At 60.6% G+C, this 23,348-nt stretch carries 18 protein-coding genes and 1 pseudogene; 8 read left to right on the top strand and 11 right to left on the bottom strand.

Annotation, left to right across the window (positions count from 1 at the left end; all coding sequences use genetic code 11):
• Positions 1 to 36 precede the first annotated feature (36 nt).
• The 5 genes from E5720_RS16620 to E5720_RS21830 form a co-directional block, all read right to left on the bottom strand.
• Positions 37 to 2,823: a hypothetical protein gene (locus E5720_RS16620; RefSeq protein ID WP_247596008.1), complete on the bottom strand. Its 2,787-nt coding sequence runs from the start codon at positions 2,821 to 2,823 to the stop codon at positions 37 to 39.
• Complete coding sequence (locus tag E5720_RS16615; protein ID WP_136171559.1) at positions 2,820 to 3,230, bottom strand: hypothetical protein; 411 nt, start codon at positions 3,228 to 3,230, stop codon at positions 2,820 to 2,822. Before E5720_RS16615 ends, E5720_RS16620 begins: the two co-directional genes overlap by 4 nt.
• 177 nt (positions 3,231 to 3,407) lie before the next feature.
• The gene (locus E5720_RS16610) at positions 3,408 to 3,983 is read right to left on the bottom strand and encodes a TerD family protein (RefSeq protein WP_136171558.1); all 576 of its coding nucleotides are present in this window, start codon (positions 3,981 to 3,983) and stop codon (positions 3,408 to 3,410) included.
• A 133-nt stretch (positions 3,984 to 4,116) separates the two neighbouring features.
• Positions 4,117 to 4,938, bottom strand: coding sequence for a hypothetical protein (locus E5720_RS16605; RefSeq protein WP_136171557.1), 822 nt, complete (start codon positions 4,936 to 4,938; stop codon positions 4,117 to 4,119).
• Between the two features lie 247 nt (positions 4,939 to 5,185).
• Positions 5,186 to 5,521 (bottom strand): hypothetical protein, encoded by a 336-nt coding sequence (locus tag E5720_RS21830; protein ID WP_210729887.1) that lies wholly within the window; start codon positions 5,519 to 5,521, stop codon positions 5,186 to 5,188.
• A 370-nt stretch (positions 5,522 to 5,891) separates the two neighbouring features.
• Between E5720_RS21830 and E5720_RS16595 the strand changes: the two genes are divergently transcribed.
• Both E5720_RS16595 and E5720_RS22110 read left to right on the top strand, forming a co-directional pair.
• On the top strand, positions 5,892 to 8,021 hold the full coding sequence (locus E5720_RS16595) for a hypothetical protein (protein ID WP_136171556.1): 2,130 nt from the start codon (positions 5,892 to 5,894) through the stop codon (positions 8,019 to 8,021).
• A 23-nt stretch (positions 8,022 to 8,044) separates the two neighbouring features.
• A pseudogene (locus E5720_RS22110) lies at positions 8,045 to 8,232 on the top strand (integrase core domain-containing protein); the annotation flags it as partial.
• Between the two features lie 53 nt (positions 8,233 to 8,285).
• On the opposite strand, the gene E5720_RS16585 reads toward E5720_RS22110, so the two are convergent.
• Together E5720_RS16585 and E5720_RS16580 are read right to left on the bottom strand one after the other, a co-directional pair.
• Positions 8,286 to 9,044, bottom strand: a complete 759-nt coding sequence (locus E5720_RS16585) for a vWA domain-containing protein (protein WP_247596007.1) — start codon at positions 9,042 to 9,044, stop codon at positions 8,286 to 8,288.
• Positions 9,045 to 9,122: 78 nt separating this feature from the next.
• On the bottom strand, positions 9,123 to 9,746 hold the full coding sequence (locus tag E5720_RS16580; RefSeq protein ID WP_136171555.1) for a DUF4352 domain-containing protein: 624 nt from the start codon (positions 9,744 to 9,746) through the stop codon (positions 9,123 to 9,125).
• Positions 9,747 to 9,911: 165 nt separating this feature from the next.
• Between E5720_RS16580 and E5720_RS16575 the strand changes: the two genes are divergently transcribed.
• Both E5720_RS16575 and E5720_RS16570 read left to right on the top strand, forming a co-directional pair.
• Positions 9,912 to 11,117 (top strand): histidine kinase, encoded by a 1,206-nt coding sequence (locus E5720_RS16575; RefSeq protein WP_348769835.1) that lies wholly within the window; start codon positions 9,912 to 9,914, stop codon positions 11,115 to 11,117.
• Between the two features lie 38 nt (positions 11,118 to 11,155).
• Positions 11,156 to 11,809, top strand: a complete 654-nt coding sequence (locus E5720_RS16570; protein ID WP_136171553.1) for a response regulator transcription factor — start codon at positions 11,156 to 11,158, stop codon at positions 11,807 to 11,809.
• A gap of 121 nt (positions 11,810 to 11,930) precedes the next feature.
• On the opposite strand, the gene E5720_RS16565 is transcribed toward E5720_RS16570, so the two are convergent.
• The 3 genes from E5720_RS16565 to E5720_RS16555 all read right to left on the bottom strand — a co-directional run bounded on the left by E5720_RS16565 (position 11,931) and on the right by E5720_RS16555 (position 13,353).
• Positions 11,931 to 12,164, bottom strand: coding sequence for a hypothetical protein (locus tag E5720_RS16565; RefSeq protein WP_136171552.1), 234 nt, complete (start codon positions 12,162 to 12,164; stop codon positions 11,931 to 11,933).
• Positions 12,157 to 12,750 carry a hypothetical protein gene (locus E5720_RS16560; RefSeq protein WP_136171551.1) on the bottom strand — a complete coding sequence of 198 codons (594 nt, stop codon included), beginning with the start codon at positions 12,748 to 12,750 and terminating at the stop codon, positions 12,157 to 12,159. Before E5720_RS16560 ends, E5720_RS16565 begins: the two co-directional genes overlap by 8 nt.
• A gap of 330 nt (positions 12,751 to 13,080) precedes the next feature.
• Positions 13,081 to 13,353 (bottom strand): hypothetical protein, encoded by a 273-nt coding sequence (locus E5720_RS16555; RefSeq protein WP_136171550.1) that lies wholly within the window; start codon positions 13,351 to 13,353, stop codon positions 13,081 to 13,083.
• Between the two features lie 171 nt (positions 13,354 to 13,524).
• Between E5720_RS16555 and E5720_RS16550 the strand changes: the two genes are divergently transcribed.
• Entirely contained in the window at positions 13,525 to 15,159 is a 1,635-nt protein-coding gene (locus E5720_RS16550) for a DUF726 domain-containing protein (protein WP_247596006.1), read from the top strand.
• Between the two features lie 297 nt (positions 15,160 to 15,456).
• Positions 15,457 to 15,726, top strand: coding sequence for a hypothetical protein (locus E5720_RS16545; protein WP_136171548.1), 270 nt, complete (start codon positions 15,457 to 15,459; stop codon positions 15,724 to 15,726).
• A gap of 7 nt (positions 15,727 to 15,733) precedes the next feature.
• Here E5720_RS16545 and E5720_RS16540 read toward each other — a convergent pair whose 3' ends face one another.
• Positions 15,734 to 16,033, bottom strand: a complete 300-nt coding sequence (locus E5720_RS16540) for a nucleoside triphosphate pyrophosphohydrolase (RefSeq protein WP_136171547.1) — start codon at positions 16,031 to 16,033, stop codon at positions 15,734 to 15,736.
• Between the two features lie 18 nt (positions 16,034 to 16,051).
• On the opposite strand from E5720_RS16540, the gene E5720_RS16535 reads away from it, so the two are divergent.
• On the top strand, positions 16,052 to 17,167 hold the full coding sequence (locus E5720_RS16535; RefSeq protein ID WP_136171546.1) for an HNH endonuclease: 1,116 nt from the start codon (positions 16,052 to 16,054) through the stop codon (positions 17,165 to 17,167).
• A 182-nt stretch (positions 17,168 to 17,349) separates the two neighbouring features.
• A complete protein-coding gene (locus E5720_RS16530) occupies positions 17,350 to 23,328 on the top strand; it encodes a DUF3320 domain-containing protein (protein ID WP_136171545.1) in 5,979 nt (1,992 codons plus the stop codon).
• Positions 23,329 to 23,348: the final 20 nt, after the last annotated feature.

The raw sequence follows: 23,348 nt of genomic DNA, 5'->3' as shown, positions 1-23,348 counted from the left end.
CTGATTTGCGTATTTTCGGTGCTCTTGAACGTGCTGTCATCGACCGTCGCCGAAAGGGTCGAACGGTTTACCGGATGGGCCCGATTGCGTCGGACCCTGGCCTCTGGAAGGTCCACCGAACGGTTCCTGGGTTCGGGGGGTGGGCGTCATCCTGTTGGGGCCGCCACCGAATGGGTCGTTGTTTCCGGCGCTGGACGGGGAGATGCTGCCGCCCCCGAAGGGATCGAATCCGGACGGGCCGGCGGCCGGCGGCGTCGGTGCCGAAGGATTCGAATCAGGGTTGATGGAAGAACGAAGCGTCGCCAGCACATTGGGTAAGCGGTTCGTCATGTCGTCGACGACCGACCGCCGAACGGTGGGGCCTGCGTCGTCACCGATCAACAACACGACCGTGGCCGAGTCTGCGGGGCCTTGCGGATCATGTAGTACAACCCAGGTGTTGTGGACCGCCAAAGGCAGTCGTGCCTCGAGATTCTTGCCGTGTGTTGCCGGCAACACGGACGAGGCGCCTACACGCCCCGGCGACGATACCGTCACGAATCCCGCTCCGACAGGTGACCATCCGACATGTGTACGCAGCTGGACGCCGGCGACATCGAGCGATCGTGCCGGCGAATCGAGACCACGGACGACCTCGATCAGGTCGCGATCGGTCAATGCAAAAGGTGAGCCGTTGCGAAGGACTGTGCTACCCGCGATGGTGACGGGGAACTGCTGTCCTTTGAGCGTGCGAGCAGGAATTTTCGCCGTGTACCACTTTCCGCCGTACAGCAGCAGCAGTGGGATTCCCGGGCCGAGCAGGAGTGCAACGAGCAGGGCAAGTAGCGCATTGCTGGTATCGAGGGGCTTTTCCAGTTCCGCCCGGAATTCGACGTCGATAGGCAACGCACGGTCTGCCTCACCGTTGGGGGCGACCATCAGCTGAACGGTCCCGTTGATCGGACCGTTGGCTGCGTTCTCCACCTGCAGTGCGAGTGGGAAGGTACCGTCCTGGCCATCACCGAGCTCCTGGCAAGAGTCGACGGTTGCAGCTCCCGAGGTCGACACCCCGACACTCCCCACACCGTCCGGCGACCCGAGTATTGCCGCCGTCGTCTCTTGCGGCAGCCAGACACACCCTGGACCGGTGACCGGCAGGTCAGCCGAGAACGTCCCTGCGCCTTCGAGAGTGCCGAAGTCGACGGTCCGCGGCAATGCCGGAAAGCCGATCGGTGGTGCAACGGCCAACGGGATATCGACGGACTGTGGTGCGAGAGCCGTCCCTGGTTCGATGTCGCCACTCGATGTCGTAGCGTCCGCTGTCGTCACATCTAGAGTAAGGCGCACGGTTGCTTGTCCTGGGGCAACGTCGGTCAAGTCCAGTCGCAGGGGCTCGGAGATTTGGTCCTTCGGGATGCTCGCACCGACGACTGTCTGTTGTCCGTCGCTCTCGATCAGAGTGGCTGACAGGGTGGCAGTTCCGAGCAACGCAGTTGGATCTACCTCGTTTCGAGCCGAATCGACAATACCGAGATCGACTGGCACATCCAATTCGCCACTGTGAATAGCGCTCGTGCGTTGCCCTTTCCATTCGGGGAACAGATTTCCTGAGATATGGATATTCGATTTGGAACGAGCTCCTGCAGCATCGCCCGTCGGATCGACGAAAGCCAAAGCCCACACACCTTGCCACTGTGCGGCACCTGGATTGGCCATGTCGAAGGACAGCGTTCTTGCCGACTGCCAGCGGTAGGCGACGTCCACACCCCCGACGTTTGCAGTCACATCTGCCTCGGATGTCGGAAGAGGCAACTCGGAGCCATCCGGCGCAACCAGTGTCGGTATCAACCCTGGGACATCTGTCGACGCCAGTACGGATACGGAATCGATCGAATCGTCGAGCACGAACCGATGTTTCCCTTCCTCACACACGGTGAGGGCACAAACCCCGGATTCGCGAGTGAGCGGTGCTTGACCGGGCGTGGAGAAGGCATCGAACGCAAAGAGCAGGTCGTCGATGTTCTGAGCCAGATAGAAGTCACCAGGGCTGGGTGTCGTGATGTTGCCGCATGACGCCGAGCCGGTGCGCTCTCCGGTCGCGATCGATCGCATCACATCGAAGTCCGCTGGAGATGCGGTACCCGCAGCGAGGCCGATACCGAACAGTACAACGCCTGACGAACGCAGCTGATCGGCGACACCACCGGGGCGACAGATGGACTCAGTGGCTGCTCCCACCACGCGCGTCACGTCTTCAGCAGTATCGAGCGGCTGATCGGGAGCGTATGGCTTGCGTGTATCGCTGCGCGAAGTGAAGTCGATCTTGCCATCCGAGAACCACGCAACTGCTTGACAAGGGTCTACCCCGTCTGCGGTCTGGGTCTGGTCCGCGAGCGAGGCTCGAGCGCCATCCAGTGCCAACCAGTAGTCGGTGTCGATTCCATTTGTCCGACCACGAAACTCGTCGACCGAACCTTTGAGCGCCGGAAGCGTTCCTGAGTCCAGGGGTGTCCAGTTGGATTCGACAGAGTAGGTATCGGCGAACCCCGCTATCGCGACATCGAGTTCGATCCCTGACGAGTCTTTGAATTTCGCGAGTTGATCCAGCAGATAGTTGGCTGAGGTGATTCGCGCGCCGTCCGGATCGGATGTTTGGAGGCTCGAAGATTCATCGATCATGAGTAGCAAGTCGCCGCTGCGCTGCGCTGCGAGGCATGCGCCGAAGTCCGATACCGCGGCACCGCCGGGAGCGGCAGCCACCGCTGGAGCCAATGCGATCGCCACCGTGCCGCCGAGCCCTACCAATGCAGCGGTGAGTAATGCGCTGGCTTTCGCTTTGTTCACAGTCGACCAATCCAGTCAGCGATGCGCAGCGCGCAGACAATTATTCCGATTGCCGCGATAACCAGGACGGCCCAGTACGCCGGCCGGATCCACGTTGGTTCGGCGTAGACAGGACGTGCTCTCCGATTGGTGTCCAACAGAGTGAATGCCGACAGCACCCCTATCGCTACTGGCCCGGCAAGCACCCATCCGATTACCGCCAGCGGGCCGGAGGCTCCGAGCGCGACTCCCACGACAAGACCGATCAACGCAAGTGCACCGGAAGCGAAGAGGTAGGCCGAGGGTGGACCTGCGACGGATAGAGAGGAGCTCGGTTGGACGCCAGCCGGCTGATGAGACGGCAGAGGTGGTGGTGAACCGAATCCTCTGTCGTTGCCGTAACCGAACGGATCCGGTGATGAAGCCAATGCGTGGTCTCCTCAGACTGACTCGGGTTCGCAGACGATGACGCAACGCGAACCGTTCCCTGAGGAATCGACGATTCTACCTATTGCGTTACTACTGAGACTCATTCGTAATGAATTCATCGGCGGTGGCGGGCGCTTCAAGTCCCGGCCGACCGCATCGACGACCTATGGCCTACCTCAGACGTTGATTCCGAAGTCGCGGGCGATTCCGGCCAAACCCGAAGCGTAACCTTGGCCGACGGCTCGGAACTTCCATTCCTCAGCATGCCGATACAGCTCACCGAACACCATTGCTGTTTCGGTGGAGGCATCTTCGCTCAGATCGAATCGAGCCAGTTCGCGTCCGTCCGACTTGTCCACGACGCGAATGAACGCGTTGACGACCTGACCGAAGTTCTGTCCGAGTTCTTCGGCAGCATGAATCGAAACGGGGAACACAATGGATGCGATCTCGGGAGACAAAGCAACGAGGTCGATGTCGATGCTTTCGTCGTCGCCCTCGCCTTCACCGGTTCTGTTGTCGCCGGTGTGCACGATGGCCTCGTCAGGCGACTTCAGATTGTTGTAGAAGACGAAGAACAGCTCGTTGAGAACCTTCTTGTTGCTCCCTAGAGCAATGGCGCTTGCGTCGAGATCGTAGTCACCACCGGTGGTCGACCTGACATCCCAGCCAAGTCCGATAGTAACGGCGGTGAGACTCGGTGCCTGCTTGCTCAGGGAGACGTTTCCACCCTTGGCCAAGGTCACGCTCATGATTCGACTCCTTCTTCGACGCAGAGATCGAGATCGATCATTTTGTACTACATGTGAGCACAGCTCTTTACTTTTAGCAGATAAATGCTTTGCGAACACTGTGAACTGTCACAATTAATACGTTTGAATGACCCTAAGATGTCACGCCGAACACGATAAACAAGACGGCACCGAGAGCGATCCCAACCGGAAGCCAGTTCTTCTCCGCGAAACCGAACTCGGGAGCCGTACCTAACGACTTCGCTCGCCGCATGATCGAGTTGCGTCGTGCCCTTGACAAGGCGAGGAGTGGAATCAGAAGCAAGGACAGATAGAGCGCCACCAGCGATAAGTTGTCACTATCAGCAAAAGCACCCGCCACCACACCGAGCGAAAAGAACGCGATGAAAGCCCAGGCTGGAATCGTCTTCCAGAGTGTTACCAGACGCTTCCGCGAAGGGGCCTGACCCTCGACGATTACGTCCGCTGACGGGGTTTTCACCGAGCATTCAGCGGTTTCGACGTTCTCTGAGAGCTCCGATGTAAGCGGTGGCTGGGAGGTCGGTCCCGGCGGCCCGAACCCTTGGGCAGCCGTTGGCTCTACCCACGGTGTGGTGAATGGGTCGTACACGTCGACTGTTGGACGTTCGAGTGTCCGCGCGTCGGCGATGGAGTTCACTCGAGCGACGACGAAGTCTGCATCCGAAGCCTTCACCGTTGCGACGTTCCGTGGCTCTCTTCCATCGGCGTATACCACCAGAGTGCGACCTGCGGCACGCATCTTGATCTCGCAGGCACCGATCTCGAGTGCACTTATCTCAACCAGCGGCCCCTTGGAATCCAGACTTGTGCTTAGGAAGAGGATCAAACGACGATTTGTTACCGCCATGCCATCTGTCAGCGGTCTGAACGTGCTGATCCGTGCCAGCGCCCGTATTTCTTCTCCCTCGCCGATGACACCGCTAAGCGACTCCATCCACTTGGTAGCGTCCTTTTCCTTCAGGCTGGGCGAAAACGGTGGCAGCATCGTGGTCCTGTTCAGTCAGAGGTCGTCCGTCAGGGCATCGGGGAACTGCGGCAATGTGTTTCATCAGGTAGCGATGTAACGCATAGTAATGTCCAGCCGAAGTCTCCTACTGAACGTGGGCGCACTCAGCCCCGCACAAATCGAATGCAGGCGATTACTTGAAGCTCCGTACAGTATCTCGTAAAACCTCGCTTCATCAGCGCGTGACTGCCACTGCAGTCTGTTTGTCGCTGAGCGCGCTTGTGCTGGGGGGATGCTCAGCGGAAGACTCGAACGTCGAAACAGGCGACCCCGTACAAGTCACCGTGCCGCCCCTCCCCCAGGTCGACACGACTGCCCGACCGACAACGACAACGACAACGACAACAACGCGCACTACCGCTCCGGCGGCCACCACCACGGCTACCACGATCCCGCCGATGGTCACCACAGAACCGTCGGTGTATGTGCCGCCGCCACCGACATACACGCCTCCTCCGCCTGCGTACACGCCACCACCACCGGCATACACGCCACCTCCGCCTGCATACACGCCGCCGGCTGTACCAGTGCCAGACCCGTCCGAATCACTTCCTGGTGTCGTTCACCCCGGGTCATTCTGTGATGTGCCGGGTGCCCCAGGAGTAACCAAGGCCGGTACCGCCATGGTGTGCGGCACAGCGAAGGATGGGCGCCTGCGCTGGAAGAGCAGCTGACTACAGGGTGCAATTGACCGGGGTCGCGCGGTCAAGAGATAGTAATGCTCGAGCAGCATCACTTCGGGCAAAGGCAGAATAACCATCTATACCGCATCGATCTCCAGAAACAGCGCACGCGAGCCATTTTCGGCGTCGTTCAGGCATCCAGCACGTGTGGATCCGTCGACCGGACTACCTGGCAGGCGAGTGCGGCGGACTCTTGGAGTGCTCGAGGCGCACCATGCTGAGCGCATGGAGGAACAGCTCAACAAGCTGCTGTCCGACGAGGACTGGTGGGATCCCGCTGCACGTGAATACGCGGAGGGGACCTTCGATCCGGCCGTCATATCGGCTTTCTATGACAGCGCAGAACCACCAGCTCCAGGAGCTTCGCGGGACCTTCGCGAGGTTCACATGCCGTTGCCCACTCTCGAAGATGACTATCGACGCGTTCTGATGATCGGGACAACCGGCGCTGGGAAAACAACAGTAATTCGCCAGATTTTGGGGACTGATCCGGATCGAGACCGATTCCCGTCGACATCGACGGCCAAAACTACTGTCGCGGATACTGAGATAATTGTCGTCGAGGGAACGTATAAAGCTGTTGTGACTTTCTTTTCTTCTGAGGAAGTGACAGACCATCTCATCGAGTGCGCGGTGAAGGCTGCGCTGGCGATCAGACGCGGCGTGACCGACCAGGACGTAAGGTCGGCGCTGCTCGACCACGAGAATCAGCGATTCCGCTTCAGCTACATCCTAGGTCGCAAACAGAATCCGAAGCCATCGCCCGCGACGAAACGGAACTTGGATGAGTTCGACGAGTTCGAGTTACCTGCGATTGCAACTGAGCCACCTCGGTTCGACGCGGAGCCGGAACGGCTCGACGGCATCGACCTTGACGAGAGCTCACGCCTGATCGACGCTGCAATCTCCACCCTCAAATTTCTCGTCACACGGCACGGCTTGTCCGAAGGCTCAACTCCAGTCGAGGACGAAGATCTAGACATCTCGCTTCGCGACGATGACACGTTTCATTCGATTATCGACAGCCTGTTGGAGGAAATCGAGAAACGATTCGCCGCGCAAATGACCGGAGACTTTAAGCGTAACGCTGAAGGTTGGCCGGAAAGCTGGCAGTTCGAGAAAGCTGACAGGGCCGCCTTTTTGCAAGCAGTCAATCGATTCACGTCGAACTACGCGCCCCTCTTCGGGCATCTGCTTACCCCGCTCGTCGACGGCATCCGCGTTTCCGGCCCCTTCTTACCGACCTGGGCTGACGGCCAATTCCCGAAACTAGTACTGATCGATGGAGAGGGTCTCGGACATACTGCGAAATCGTCAGCGGCACTACCTACCAATGTCGCAGCTACGATCAATGAAGTCGACGCAGTTCTACTGGTAGACAACGCACAACAGCCGATGCAGGCCGCGCCTGCTGCCGCAATCCGTTCGATTCTGACCTCTGGGAACGTGGAAAAGCTTATCTTTTGCTTCACCCACTTCGAGGAGGTGCAGGGCGACAACCTGACGAACATCCGCGATCGTGCGCATCACGTGCTGGCAAGCGTCGAAAATGTGCTCAGCACGATCCGCAAGGATTTCGGACCGCGTGCCGAGCAGAGCGTGCGCGATCGTTTGGACCACGATCGGGTGCTTCTATCCAGCATCGACCAGCCGCTCAAAGCCGCCACTGACAACGGGCGGTGGTCGATCAGCCAGTTCCAGAAGCTGCTTGTCATCATCGAACGAAGTGCAGAAAGACCCGACCTCGGACCCGCAAAGCCCGTGTACGACAAAGCATTTCTGTCAGCGGCCATCGAGACCGGCACAAGGCAGTTCCATCACCGCTGGGGTGGCTTGTTGGGGACAGCCGAAGCCGAGGATGTCGAAAAGGAACATTGGAGTCGCATCAAGGCTTTGACGAAACGCTTTGCCGAGGGAATCGCAGACCAATACGACACACTGAGGCCTAATGCCGAGCTGCGCGAGATGCTGAAAGAAGACATCTACAAGGCTCTGGAGCGCCCCGAGAAGTGGATCGGCACGCCGCCCGAGAGCTTGGAAGATCAGACTGTGATTATCGACCAGTTCTCGAACGAGATCGCTAAGCGGCTCGAACAGCCGATACGCGAACGACTGTCCGAAGTGCCGCGTTCCGACTGGCAGATCAGCTACGCGTATAGCGGCAATGGGTCGACCGGCAAACGTGCTCAGCACATTTCCGATAGCATTTTCGGCAAGAACGTCACTGTCCCTGAGGATTTGTCGAGCTCGGATCCGAGCACATTTCTACACATAGTCATTGCATCGCTGGAAGAAGCCGCCGCCGAGTGCGGTGTCCACCTGGTGTAGTTCTGGGACTGTCTCTCCGCGAATCTCGGCACTACCGCATCAAACCGTATACGCCGAAACACAATGGGAAGGTCGAGCGCTACAACCGAATTCTCGCCGAAGAACTGTTGTACTCCGTGAGTACACCAACGAAGCCGAGCGGCGCGCCGCCGTCGACGTCTGGAATGTTCACTACAATTACCACCGATCGCATTCAGCACGCGGAGGATGACCGCCCGCCGCTTACCGCCGGCACCGCGTCACTAACGTCCGTGCCTCATACATCTAGCCTCGATCTACCGATCGAATGGAAATTTCATGAAGTCCTGATCTTCGGTCGAAGTCATACTGAGTAGGTATAGGACCGGAGGGTCGCAATGCTTCATCGCAGCTCAGAGAATCATTCGACTGAATGATTACGAGCCGCACTGCTTCCTTATCGCCCATCTCGCCTACTCCCCTCGCGCGCGCCTGGGGTCCTCGGTGGAGAAAGCCAACACCGCAGGCGCACCGAGTACGGCCGACCGACGTCGAAACATACGTCATCGACTTGTCGCGCTGAAAGCCCAGATCTGCACCCACCTCGACGGCGTCGATGTTCGATCCCAGGAACACGAAGTCCCAGCTGTACTCGGCTTCCTGCCGCTGAATCAGCTCTCGCACAGCAGCATTCGTCCACCCCCTGCTTGCGTTCTCATGACCGTCGGTCATCACGAGAACGGTCACCGAGCCGGGACGCTCGTCCTCCGGTATCGCGGCCAGCCCGGCACCGACCTCGCTCACAAGCCGGCCGATCGCGTCGTACAACGCGGTGCCGCCCCGTGGCTCGAGCACCAGCGGGTCGACCTTCTCGATGGGTACATTGTCGTAGACCAGCTGGTACCGGTTGTCGAACTGCGCCAGCGTGACCACGGTCCGGCCGTCGGCCTCACGCTCCTTGGCGATGAACGAGTCGAATCCGCCGCGGGTGTCGTCGGCGATGGAATGCATCGAACCGGACCGGTCGAGCAAAGCTGCAACGAGAGAGAGTGTCGGGTTGGTCATGATTTCCTTCCGTAGGACGCAGCCGAAACTGCGTCGAATGAATGGATTGAGAGATAACGGAAGAGCGGTTGACGACCGCTACCGCAGCCCAACCGTCGTACCGCCCGAGAAGGCGGAATCATGCAGCTCGATCTCAGCAGGGACGGTCCCGACGGGGACATCAAACACGACGGTCGTGTCCAGCGCATTGCCCGGGTTGATCTGTTCGTAGCCGATGCCCTCGTCGAGGTAGGCGGTCGCGGGGCTGTCGACCGAGTACTGCTTGCCGTCGGCGTCGAGCAACTTCTGCGACGACGCGTCCAAGCTCTGTGCTCGGTCGCCGATGTTGCGCGCGGAGATCTTGACCTGAACGAACTCGCCCTGAGCGGTCTGCGTCCGATACTCCGAGCCGACAGTCGAGACGGGTGGCGCGACCGCGGTGACGACGAACTCGAACTTGCCGTCGCGCACCGGGACGCCGATTCCCGGCTGAGTCGGCTCGGCCGGGGCCGCAGGAGCCGCTTCCTCTGACGGCGAGGACCCGGCCGGCGCGGGAGCCGTCGGGGTCTCGGATGAACCGCCGCCGATGAGCCGGATGAGGACACCCAGCACGACGATCGCCAAGATGACGGCCAGGATCTTGTGCCGCGCAAACCAACTCTTCTTCTGCTCCGGAGCGGGCGGGGCGTACTGCTGCTGGGGGTTCGGGCTGTTGGTGGTCATGTCGAAATTCCTCTCGGTTAGCGATGCATCAACCACACCGCAGTCGGCCCTGTCCGCGCCTCGGCTGACCGGTCGGTGCCCCTCCTCCTTTCGGTCGTATCCGGTTGGTGATGCGGGCCGATCGGACGATCCGCCGTGTCGGTGCTCGGCCGTACGCTTGCGTTCGTGAGCACCCACCGGACAGGCACCCTGCGTCGCAAAGCCTGGACTACGGCGGCGGTGGTCTTCAGCCTGTTCTGCTCGATCATGACCGCCGGGTTGGCGGGATCGTCCGGCACGCCGGGGTGGAATCTAGGCATCGGCGTCGCGCTCAACCTCGTCGCGGGCATCGCGTTGATCTGGCGACACGAGCGGCCATGGATCGTTCTGGGGCTGGCGCTGGCCGGGCCGCTGTTCTTCGCCACCGATGCGACGGCAGCGTTGATCGCCCTGTTTGCTGTCGGTGCGTTCGCGCGAACCAGGCCGCTGGTGATTGCTGCCGTCGCGGTCTTCGTCGCGTGCGGGGTGTCGTTGACGTACGACGCGCATCGCAGTCGGTACTACTCCGTGCTGACCCTCGGCTCGACCAAGACCAAAGATGGGTCGACGCCGGTCGAGTGGGACGTCGCGGCGTGGATTCCGTGGGTGGTCGCAGCTGTACTCGTCGGGTTGGTCGTGGGTGGAGCAATGCTGCGCCGCACACGATCCGACCTGACGGCGGCCGTGGTCACGCGGGACAAGGTGACGGTGGAGTCCAACGCACTTCGTGAGGAGATGCTGCTCAATGCGGAACGCGCCCGCATCGCCCGCGACATGCACGACACCCTCGCCGCCAGCCTCAGCCGCATCTCGTTGTTTGCAGGCGGAATGCAAGTCAACAGTGCCGATGGGCCCGAAAAGGTAGCCCAGACAGCGTCGATGATTCGGCAGACTGCGCACGATGCGCTAGATGAGCTCAAGCGCATCATCGGTGTGCTGCGCGGATCGGCCGATACCTCAGGCGGTGGTCGGCAGAGCGTCGAGGGCATCTCCGATCTGGTGCACTCGGCGCGGGGCGCGGGTTTGCACACGTCGCTGATGCTCGACGTGACACCCGGTGAGATCGGTGCTGCGAGCAGTCATGTGGCGTACCGGGTGGTGCAGGAATCGCTTACCAATGCGCACAAGCATGCCGCCGGATCGACCATTCGGGTGGCGGTGCACGGGTCCGATCAGACGGGTGTTCGCGTCGATGTGCGCAATCAGCTGTTGCGGCAACCGCCGTTTGAGCATGGGTCGGGTACGGGGTTGGCGGGATTGGCCGAACAGGTCCGCGGGGTGGGCGGGACGTTCAGTGCCGGCGTGCAGCCGGGTGAATTTGTGGTCTCGTGCTGGCTGCCGTGGTACTCCTGACGGACGATGTCGGAGACGCGTTCTAAGCTCAGCGCACCATGACAGCGCCAGCCGTGATTACAGTTCTGATCGTCGACGACGACCCCTTCGTTCGTCGTGGAGTGACGGACATCTTCGCGAAGACCCCGGACATTTCGGTGGTGGCCGACGTGGAGGACGGCGACCAGGTTCCCGCTGCAGTGACGGCGTTCCGGCCGCACGTGGTGCTGATGGATCTTCAGATGCGACGGGTCGGCGGGCTGGACTCCACCCGCGAATTGATGACGCTGGCCCATCCCCCGAAAGTCATTGCAATGACGGCAATGGATGTGGACGATCTGGTGATACGCGCCATCGAGGCCGGGGCACACAGCTTTCTGAGCAAAAGCGAGGCACCCGAAACGTTTCATCAGTCGGTTCGGGCAGTGGCATCCGGCAACACGTTGTTCAGTGAAGATTCGCTGCGGAAAATCGTCGCAACGTCGGTGTTGCCGACGGCCCCGAATTCAATGTCGATGGACGTGCTGAGCCCGCGGGAGCGAGATGTACTGCGCATCTTGGCTACTGGTTCGACCAATGCGGACATCTCCTCCGAGCTCTACCTCAGCGAGACGACGGTGAAGACCCACATCTCCGGGATCTTCGTGAAACTCGGCGTGCGCAATCGAGTCGAGGCGGCGCTGGCTGCCTTTAGGGCAGGAATGGTCACGTAAGCGACCCGGGCCAGAACCGCTGAGGAGCAATCGAGTTCGCTTTACACACATCTTGCTTCGAACGAACGACGTGCGGCGAAAGGGGCCGTTTGTGCCTTTCTTTCGTCAGAGAACCACACTGCTACTTCCGGGTCCGGGGTCCGGTGACGTCAAGAATCAACCCCAGAATCCACAGCACCGGAATGGCTACCGCCACCGCGATGGCCACGAGAAACAGCCTTCCGACAGTCTCCAGGTGCGTGAGAGCCCACCCCAACGCAACGAGCGCGAGCAACACCCCGACCGCATAGACGGCTACACGGTCAAACGTGCGGCCCGCAATCAACGGGGCCACAGCCGAGGCGCCGCTACTCACCCCTGGAGGTGAGTGTGTAGAGCCGAATATCGCTCTCACGCGCGAACTGTCGAGCCTCGGTGCTGTACCCGCCGTGCGAGGTGTGGAGTCTGACCTTGTTCTTCATCCGATCGAGTAGATAGACGTCCCGGTAGATAGCGTGCATTGTGTCGACGTCGACGGGTCTCGAACAGACTGTTCCCCGTCCGGTCACTCTGTTGCCGTCGATGTGAAAGGTCTGATCCGCATCGCCCTTGCGAAGGCTGGCGTCGGAGAATCCCAGCTTCTGCGTACTGCGCCGGACGGGCTCTCGGATATCGCGGCGGGTCAGCGGCACATTTATGAAGGGGAACACTCCGTGGACGACGGTCGTTGTTTTATCTCGAGATCGTGGCCGGGCCGACCGACGCGCGAACGCAGCGCCGGGACGTTCGCGGGGTAAGTCGTACGTGACCAGTTCGCAATGATTCTCGTCGAACTCGCGCGCTCGCAGCCGGCGCTTGACGGTCGGTGCACTGGTGCGGTGCGTCAGATTCCACCAACCGTCAGGCTGCAGCGTCCAGGTGTATCGGTGCCTGTTCCATGTGGTCTGTACCTCCATGGTCACCGGTCCATGGTGTACCAATCACGCGAGCTCGTCGACGTTTGCCATGCTCCCCTGCTGGCTGATGGCTCTCCTACTGGATTTCCCGCCACCGGTTCGGCGTGAACCAAGGCCGGCTGGATTGATACTCCGTATCTACCGCCGACAGTAACTCGCGTGCATTGCGGCCGGCTATGTATCCGCTCTCAGGGATGGACTGCCACCCACACCGTGTGGCGACCGCGTTATCAAGTATTCGTTCTCGAACACGACGGCCACGGCGCCGTCGCACTGCATGTACGAACTGGTATTCGGATCGAAATCGACTTCGACCTCGTCCAAACCGATGATCATTCACGGACTGGTCGCCACCAACGACAGCACGAAGTCGCCGGCACGCATCGTGTCGCGGACCGACCAATAATCTCCGCGGCCATAGCTGGAGTACATGTCTCTCAGCGCTTCTTGGTACGGAGTTCCGTAACAAATGTGCAGCTTGCTACGAGGCTTCAGCAACGGAAGTGGCGGCAAGTAGGACCGTGGCGGGATCGTCAGCTTGTTTATGGGGTCGAGTGTGCCAGTTCCACGTCCGACGTATTCCCTGATCAGGCTGACCGGCAGGTGCATTCACAGCAACGTGTCGCCCTCTCGGCTGCTGTTTCCCATCGACGCTTGTCGTCGGCTTGAACACCAGATGGGGCCGGCGTTCCTCAATAGAGGGCAACCTGTAGCGGTCCGAACACACTCGATAGATTTGCGTCGAAGCTGGCCGAAGAATTAGGAAGGCAAATGGTGGGAATGTCCGCTGAAGTCGTATTTCGCTCACTCGGGAACGCCGAATTCGAATGCGAGGTTCGCAGCCCGGAAGGGTTGACGATGCGCTGCAACGGCGCGCTCGGCGATCTCGAGCCTCGCGTCCTGGGTGACGACGCATTGGGAACCAACCCCGCCTTGGTCCACAATGCGTGGGCCTTCGCCAAGCACGATCACCTGTATCGCACCCTTACCGACGGCGCTGAGCGGGAAAGCCATCACAAGCAGGCAACGGCGCATCGCAAGACGGCGGCTGGCATCGCAGAACTGGTCGACAAGTTAGGTACAGCGTCGAAAAATTCTTGGTGTTCAGCATGCTTCACCCGAAGCGACCATCGACGCTTGACGCAAGGATTCGGCTCGATCCCGGCGTACCTGTGCGAATCGTGCGGATCGCCGACGCTGGGATGCGCAGGTCCGGGGTGCGCCAACATGGCAACGCGAGGTTTCGCAGCGGTACTGGTGCCGCGGTACTGCGCCGAGCACAAGCATGAGATCCCCGGGTTCGAAAAAGCGTCGGCGAACTTTGGGGCGCTGGAGGACTACCACGAATTCCTCAATTTCGAGCGTCGCAACCTCGCACTAGGGTCACGTGTCGCAGCGATCTCTGTTCTTTCCGCGGGTGCACTCGCGACCGGTGCATTTCTTGCTGCCCCCGCGATCGGCGGAGCTATCGGCAGTCTGAGCATCGCGGGGGGTGGCTACGCGGGAGCCGCGGCGAGCAGCTACGGGTTGGCTCTGCTTGGTGGTGGCTCGATCGCTGCGGGTGGGTTGGGGATGGCTGGCGGGACAGCAGTCGTCGCAGCCGTCGGTGGGGCTCTCGGTGGTGCACTGGGCAGTTCAGTGACAACTGCTTACATCGGTGCTGACAAATCGTTCAACATCGAGCTGATCAAGCCAGGGTCCGGGGTAGCCGTGATCGTCGCGAATGGACTCTTCAGCGAGGGAACGGACACACGCTCGGACTGGAAGAAGCTTGTCGCAGAAAGCTACCCGGGTTCACCGATCTATCGAGTTCACTGGGGGAGCAATGATCTGGGAGATTTGGCAGCAATGGTCAAGGCATTGGGTGGACAACCGGCAGCAGCGCTCGGAATCAAGGGGCTGGCTGCAAAGGCGGGAAAGGCGGGCGCGAAGAAGCTTGGACCGTTGGCACCCGCGCTGGCGGCAGCCGCCATTGCCAAAAACCCCTGGCATACTGCGAGAGTCAAGGCAGACCGCACGGGCGTGGCTCTGGCAGGGCTGTTGGCGAGAACCGACGCCAAAAGCTACGTGCTTGTCGGACACAGCCTCGGTGCTCGCGTTGCAGCCACGGCGGCCGAGACCCTTGCGAGGTCGAAGAGCAAGCCGAAGATTGACACGGTCCACCTGCTGGGCGCCGCAATCGGGTCGAGGGGTGACTGGCGACTTCTCAGCAATGCAGTCACCGGCGCCGTGCACAACTACCACTCGTCGAACGACGGTGTCCTCAAGTACGCCTATAAGACCGCCCAAGGTGGACAAACGGCGGTCGGATTTGCAGGCTTCCGCACCGAGTTCGCCCGCATCCACGACCACGACGTCTCTGAAAGCGTCGCTGGGCATTCGAAATATCTTCAAAGCGTGCAGCTTAGCCACTAGAGCTTTGCTACCGAGTACTGCTCTCCTGTAGCGAGTTTCGGTCCATGTCGCGCGGTTGGCATAGATGTGCACAGTCGCTGAATGCACAGCTACCGCACCGTCAGGATGGGACTCCCACGTTCCGTTGACCCGTCGATTTGTGGTGTGTCCCCGATTCACCGGGGACACACCACAGTCATCTTCGACAAACCTGTCGGCGCCCTCGTGTACACATGAAGTTGCAGGCAGTCCGATAGTCCGGACTCCGCTCTCGCCGGCTTTCTCGGCAACCCTTTCGCACAACTGACGAGGAGAACTATGGAACAAACACGGCTCGGGCCCAACGACATACCCGCTGGAGATCCCGGATTCATGATTGCAATCGAGGTCGATCGTCCGTTGTCGGACCTCACGCCCGAATGGCGTACCGACCCCGCGACAGCTCTACACGACACAGTCGAGGATCAACCCCGAGCGCTCGTGTCGATTCTGGACGAGTCACAACTGTCAGACGGATCGAATCAACAGGCGGCACTGGACCTCATCACCAAGCACTTCAACCCAGAGACCTCCGACGCAGCGCTGTGAACACCGACTACTCTAGCCAGATCCTCTTCTCGAAGCCACCGCGTTTCGCACGTTTACCCACAGCCAAGTCGTCCAGAGCCGCGTCGGTCAAGCCCAAATGCGCGGCCAATGCTCGGACTACTTCGAGGATGTCGGCCAGCTCCTCACGCCTGTTCTCCAGCATTGCCTCACGGAACTCGTCTGCTTCTTCAAACAGTTTGTCGATCAACGCGTTTCCGTAGTCTCTGGGATTGAGGGTTCGATACTTCGGGACGCGACCCGAGGCTTCGATGATCGACGGAATCAGATCACGGACGAGTTTTCCCATGCTCAGTAGTGTGCAGGTATGCCGATTCCATCGCCCGCTGATCCGCTGACGCTGGGCCAGCACCTGGTCAGCGTCCTCGACACCGGTGCACGCGTCGCTACCTACAAACTGGCTGTGTTGGTCGCTCTACTCGAATTCTCAGTCGAGAACGTTCCCGATGACCGTAGTTCCGCCGTGGACGTCGATCTCGACGACCTGGCCGAGCGCGTTGTCGGTCTCTACTGGCGGCAGGTACGTGACTTCGACGGTCACTACCTCCGCCAGTCCACGCAGGCCAGAGCGACGATTCCCGACGCTGTCCGCGAGTTTGCTCGAGCTACGGCAACCGCCGGCCGAGAAGCTCCACTGGACCTCGCTGCTCGGAGGAACCCTGGTCTGTTCCGCGAGATGATCAAGAGGGTTAAGCTCGTTCTCGCAACGCAGCCGTTGTATCGCCTGCAGCGGATTCCGGGCGGATACGCGGGCGAGTCATTTCTGTACGACGACAGATGGATGAGCGCCAAAATGGGCATGACCACGGTCCTGGCCCACGGAAACCGGATCGCGCTGTACCCCGGAGTGTGTTTCGCTCTGGCGCGATTGTCCTCACTTCTCAAGCCTGCGTTGATGCTGGCGTGGGTCGATGACGTCAGGCGAAAGAATAGCTTCCTCGAAGAGAACGTGCCGGATCTCGAAGGCCACCTGTTCGGCAATAGCAGAATCGCGCTCATCCGTCCCAAAGCCGCGTTGATCGAGGCCTTCGGTCCGTCGTGCTTCTACTGTTCGACGCGTGTGGGATCCGAAGCCCATGTCGACCATGTTCTTCCATGGTCGAGGGTCGCGATCGACGGTCTCGCGAACTTGGTGTTGGCTTGCCCATCCTGCAACACCAGCAAATCTCAGCTGTTGCCCGCACGATCACACGTCCTTCGAGCCCTCGACCGCGGCCGCGACCCCATCACCGAATTGGCGGCAACCATCGACTGGCCCGCGCAATTCGATCGAGTGGTCGCATCGGCACGGGGACTCTATGCCTCTCAACCAGACGGCTCTCCAATCTGGTTGGGCCGAAACAAGATCACAGCTCTACAAGTCGACTTTTCTTGGCTGCAGGGATACCGCATCGAACTATCGGACATCGCGGAATGCGAGTAGTCGATCAACTCAAAAGTTGATTCTGAGGTCGTCCGCCGCACTCCTTCGACAATATCGATTCGCGGCCATGGCCGGCATTCCATGGAACGTTCCCGCAACTAGCGACGATCTCTTACGGTGAGTGCAACGTCTTTCTTATGCCCACCGGTGGAGCTGCAACGAACGAGTAGTACGGAGACCCGATGACCAAGCCCGAACCGACCGACGCGACTCACCGAACAGAGGAGGGTGGCCTCGTCGTCGAGTTGTTCGCCCACCCCGCGGTGAACCTCGCGCTGGTCCACAACGGGATTCCTGTGATCACGGCTCTTTCCATTCGTAATGCGTCGAGCCAAGACGCGGTCGACACCCATGTATCGGTCCAGTTGTTCGGCCGTGGACATCCCATCTCTCCCGAGTTCGACGACGTGCACGACGGTGCACTCGCTCCGGGCTCTGCTCTCCAGTGGGACGACTTCGCCGAGATCGTGCCTGAGGTCGATCACCTGCAAGAACTCAACGAGAGTTATCCGGCAACCATTTACGTGAGCGTCAAGCATGTGTGGAGTCGACCGATACAACTCAAGGTGCCTATCAGGGTTCTGGCGCACAATGAGTGGTTCAACGCGCCGGTCTATTATTCGTCCCTGTCTGCGTTCGTGCAGCCCAACACTCGGGCCGTCTCGTCGGTCCTCGCCATCGCCAGCACGCTCCTGGAGAAGCAGACTGGCAACTCGTCGCTGGGTGGATACCAGTCCGGACCGGAGCGCGCCGCCTACATCGCAGGCGCGATCTATGAAGCCCTCCGATCCAAAGGCATTCGATACATCAACCCGCCGGCGTCGTTCGAGCGCTCCGGCCAGAAGATTCGAACCACAGCGCAGGTGTTGGAGGAGAGGCTCGGGACCTGCATCGACTTGGCAGTCACCTACGCCGCGTGCCTCGAAGCTGCTGGGCTGCGTCCTGTGCTCTGGCTCAAACAGGGTCATGCGTTCGCAGGCTTCATGCGTGAGGAGACGAATCTCGCGAGCGCCACGGTGACCGACACGAACACCATGGTCAACCTGGTCGAGTCCAACACCGTCGTCCCCGTCGAGGCTCAGTTCTACGACCCAGCACGTACCGGGACTTTCGCCAGTGCCGTCGCCACGGCTCGACGACACTTCGCCTCCCCGGAGACACTGTTGGGCGTCACCGCGGTGACGACGGCGCGCAAAGACGGTATCCGGCCGCTCCTGACCCAGGACGACGTCGTGATCGAGACCGTGAATGACGACTCCGACACCGAGGCGGACGGCATCGAGCTTCCATCCGATCTGGTTCGAGCTGCCGCCGAGCACGACGCAGTGTTCGACCCCACCGATAACTCCCCGGCCCGCGTGCAGAAATGGAAACGATCTCTGCTGGACCTCAGCACCCGAAACAGGCTGCTGAATCTGAAAGCTGCCAAGGAGGTCATCGACCTCCACATACCAAAATCTGGTCTGGCGATTCTCGACGACCTTGTTCACGCCGATGTGGCAATCGAACTGATGCCGAACGACGAAATCAGCGACATCCACGAGCTCCGGGGTGCGCGGCTGGCGCAGAACATCGACAACGATGTGCTTCTGGAGTACCTGCAGAAGAGCAAGAAGCTTTACGCCGCAGTCACCAAGGCGAAGTACGCGACTCAGCTCAAGAGTCTGCAACGGTCGGCCCGAACGATGTTCGAAGAGACCGGATCAGCGAATCTTTACCTGACTTTCGGTGCGCTTATCCACACCACGTCGACCGGACGCGAGGCACGAGCTCCCCTCTTTCTGCTTCCGGTAAGAATCACGGGAGGAACCGGGAACGCACCGTTCAAGGTCGCAATCGACTCGTCGGAGATCTCCAACCCGAACTATTGCCTTGTGGAATGGCTACGTCTGAAACACAACGCCTCCATTCCTGCGTTGCAGAACCCGCCGACCGACGATTCGGGAATCGACATAGATCTTGCCCTCCAGCAAATCCGGGGATCGCTGGTCGAGCACAACTTGTCCTTCCGAATCGATGAATGCACGTCACTCGGGATCTGCCAGTTCGGCACCTTCGGAATGTGGAAGGACCTCGACGAACACTGGGAGACTCTGCAAAAGAGCCCGATTGTCCACCACCTCGTGCACTCCGCCGGCGAGTCCTTCGTCGACAACGCCCGCCCGAAGGGTCAGGATCTCGACAATGTGCCGGTCGAGGAGATCGACGTGCCCGTTCCCATTCCTGCGGACGGGTCCCAGCTACGCGCGGTGGCACTCGCGGCCGATGGACACAGCTTCGTACTCGAAGGTCCTCCTGGTACGGGAAAGTCGCAGACGATCACCAACTTGATCGCGCACACCCTCATGCAGGGTAAGTCGGTGCTGTTCGTCGCCGAAAAGCAGGCAGCCCTCGATGTGGTGAAGCGACGACTCGAGAAGATCGGCCTATCCGATTTCACGCTGGACCTTCACGGCAAGAATCAGCGGCCACAAGCTATCCGTGACCAACTGAAGAAGGCCATCGATCTGGACGCGCATTACAACGAGCGATTGTGGCAAGCCAGCCTAGCCACGATGCGCTCCCGGCATGCGCCGCTGGCGGAGTATCCGAAAGCACTCCACGAAGTCAACGGAGCCGGCCAGTCCGTCTGGTCGGCCAGCGACACTGCGATGGGCCTGACAGACGGTCCGACAGCGGTTATCCCCCACTCCTTCGTCTCACAGCCGCCGGTCCCCATCGCCGACATCGAACACTCTTTACGACTCTTTGCTAGGTCCGCGCGCACGGCCCGTCCGTCAACCGACAACGAATGGAACCTGGTCGGGACGCTGAACGACGCAGTCTCCGAAGCGACATTGTCGACCCTTGCGTCTCGCATGGACCGAGATCTCACTTCTGCGCACTCCTCCACGTTCACGCACGGCGCGCTCGAACGGGCAAACGACGCTGCGTCGCTCCGGGACGTGGCGGACCATGCCGAACAATTGTCTCGGTTTCCGGTCCCCTCGATCGAGCTTCTGGACAAGGCATCTCGCAAAGACTGGCACGGCGAGCGGGACGACCTTCTCCGTCGCATCACCGACTTCCACAATTCCGTGCGGATCGTGTCGGACACCTTCACACCCTTGTTCGTCGCCACCGGTGAGATCGAGCCGGTAGTTACGGCAGCCGCAGACGCAGGCCGCGGGCTCATGAGAAAAAAGCGGGTCGAGGCTTTTCACCGTCTCGTCGAGCCGATTGTCGCGACTGGCGTGTCCCTCAGCCCGGAACAGGCTCTGCCTCTCTTGCAGACGCTTCCGTACGCGCGGTCCGACGCTCTCGACGTCACCGGACGTATGACGGATCTTCTACTCGACTTCGCACCGCAATGGTGGAGTCCGTTCGATCCCAATGCTGCGGCTCACCTGCAGCCACTCATCGAGCACGTCGAGAACACGTCCTCGCTGCGACGGAACGATCCGGCGTCGTGGTCCTTCCTCGTCGAATGTGGGTCGATTTCCGAAACCGACATTGCAACGGTGCGCTCACTCGCCGCGGGGTGGACAGAGTGGGTTGCTGCGCTCGGCAGTACCCCGGAGTCGCTTGCCCGTTGGCTCAGCAGCGATCCCTGGCAACATAAGTGGTCGAAGGACTGCCGGCGATGGGTCGATTCTCTCGGTGTCGACGGTATCCACACGGTCCAGCAGTATTCTTCGACAACCACGTATCTGGATCCGCTCCGGTCGGCCGGCCTGCAAGACTTCGTCAATCAGTTGCTCAGTGGATCGGTTTCGTCGTCGGATGCCGAGCTGTCCTTCATACGCGGTGTGGCCTCAACCTCAGCGCAGGAACGCCGGCGGCGAGCCGGCCTGGTCCACTTCGATCCTGAGCAGCGCTATGGCGAGGTCGACGACTTTTCTGCTGCAGCCGACGCTCAGCGCAAAGAGCAAGTGGTGGCACTTCGCTCACTGCTGTTGGGGCGCAGACCGTTCAAAGCGGGGCAATTGACCGACGAGGTGGGCAAACTCCGTCGCTTGCTCGATGCGAAGCGTGGCGGTCAAACGTTCCGGCAGCTGATCACTCGCTATCCGGACCACATCGTGTCCGCGACACCGTGCTTCTTCGTCAGTCCGACCTCGCTGGCACAGTTCGTCCCTCCCGGCACAGTGACCTTCGACGTCGTCGTGTTCGACGAAGCGTCACAGGTCACCGTGCCGCAGGCAGTCGGCGCTCTGGGACGCGGCCGGTCGGGCGTCATTGTCGGCGATTCGCAGCAGATGCCACCGACTGCCGTCGGCAAAGCGACGGCCGGCGACGGCGATGACGTCTTGGACGACGAGGAAGTAGTTCCAGAAGATCTCGACAGCATTCTTTCCGAAGCTGTCGAATCCGGGATCCCACGCCAGTGGTTGTCCTGGCACTACCGAAGCCAGGACGAGTCGTTGATCGCGTTCTCCAACGAAAAATATTACGAAGGCAGGCTGGCCAGCTTGCCCACACCGGGCGGTAACGACTCGCTCGGTGTCGAATGGCGTCGCGTACAGGGACATTTCAACCGCGAGAACACCAAACAACGCCATCGCACCAACCTCGTGGAGGCGGAGGCCATCGTTGGGGAGGTGCGTAAGCGACTTGCCAACGCGCACACGGCTAACGAGAGCATCGGAATCGTCACGTTCAACGCTCAGCAGCAGACCTTAGTTCGCGATCTTTTGGAGGAGTGCCGAGACCCCCTGGTGGCGGAGCATCTCCGAGAAGACAAAGAAGACGGCCTTTTCGTGAAGAACTTGGAGAACGTACAGGGTGACGAACGGGATGTCATTCTGTTCTCGACTGCGTTTTCCAAGAAGCCCGGTGACTCCAAGCTGGTGCTGAATTTCGGTCCGCTGACCCGAGCCGGTGGTGAGAAGCGGTGGAACGTCGCCATCACGCGGGCGCGACGCAAGGTCATCGTGTTCACCTCGTTTGATCCCGCGGATATCGACCTCAACCGAACGAACTCCGTCGGAATGGCACATCTGCGTGGGTACCTGGAACGGACCGCCCAAATCAGCGAAGTTACAGAGAGCGACGTTCGGTGGGAGTCTGTCGACGCCGTGCTCCGTTCCTTGGGCACAGCTTTGATAGAACGTGGCTACGAAGTGCGCCCAAGGTACGGGTTGTCCGACTTCGTGCTTGATCTGGTTGTCCGCCAACCTGGCAATTCTCATTGGCAGGTTGCAGTGCTGACCGATGGACCACAGTGGGCAAAGCGCCCCACCGTCTCCGACCGGGACATGACTCCCCTACTCCTCCAATCAATGATGGGCTGGGGCGGCCTGGTTCGCGTCTGGCTGCCGGAGTGGATCGACAACCCGGACGCGGTGCTCGATCGCATTTCCGAGGCCCTTGCGCGCGCAGCGCAGTCCGACGAGGAACGCGCAGCAACTCGTGATTCCGACGCCGAGGATTGGCAAGCATCCCTCGAAGAGTTGACCGCGACGGCCGCTCCCGAATCCCTCGACAGAGGGTTCGACGAACCTGTGGACCTTGAGCCGAAGGACGCGTCCGCACCGGTGAAACCGGACCTCGAGGCCGCCCGGATCGCGAGTGCCATCGAGGAGCAACATCAGATACGACTGTCCACCACGCGCAACATCCACGAGAAGTCCGCGCTGTATCTGGAGGCGCCGACGACGCGGCTGGGCAGCCGCGAGGATCTCGAACGGGACAAGTCTCCTAGTGTTCGTGCAACCATCGTCGACGCGATTCGTGCGGTCGTGGAGATTGAGGGCCCCATCGAAGTGGACCGGTTATGCCGACAGATTGGCACTCGATTCGGCTTCGATCGCCTGCGGGCCGCTCGGAAGGAATCGATCGAGCGGTGCATCCCGGCCGAGCTGGTCCGCAGTGGCCGGGGTGGTGACTTCGTCTGGCCGGCCGGGTTGGATTCAGAACAGTGGCGCGGGTTTCGCATCACGCAATCAGCAATCACTCGACCACTCGGAGAGATCAGCCCGGAAGAGATTGCGAATGCGATGATGTTCGTCGCCGACGGCAACGCCTTGGCACAGTCGGATCTATTCCGCCAGACGTTGGCTCAGTTCAATCAGAAGCGCCTCACCGAGCAGACCGCCGAGCGGCTCCGGCTCTGCCTGGATCTCGCGCTACGTACCAGCCGCATGATGCAGGTCGGTGAGCTCTACGCGAGCGGTGCCTGACTCGACATCCGTAGTGCACA

It is taken from the genome of Rhodococcus sp. PAMC28707, assembly GCF_004795915.1.
Taxonomy (GTDB): domain Bacteria; phylum Actinomycetota; class Actinomycetes; order Mycobacteriales; family Mycobacteriaceae; genus Rhodococcoides.
Note: the sequence above shows the minus strand (reverse complement) of the source record. Positions and strands in the feature narration are given on the sequence as shown.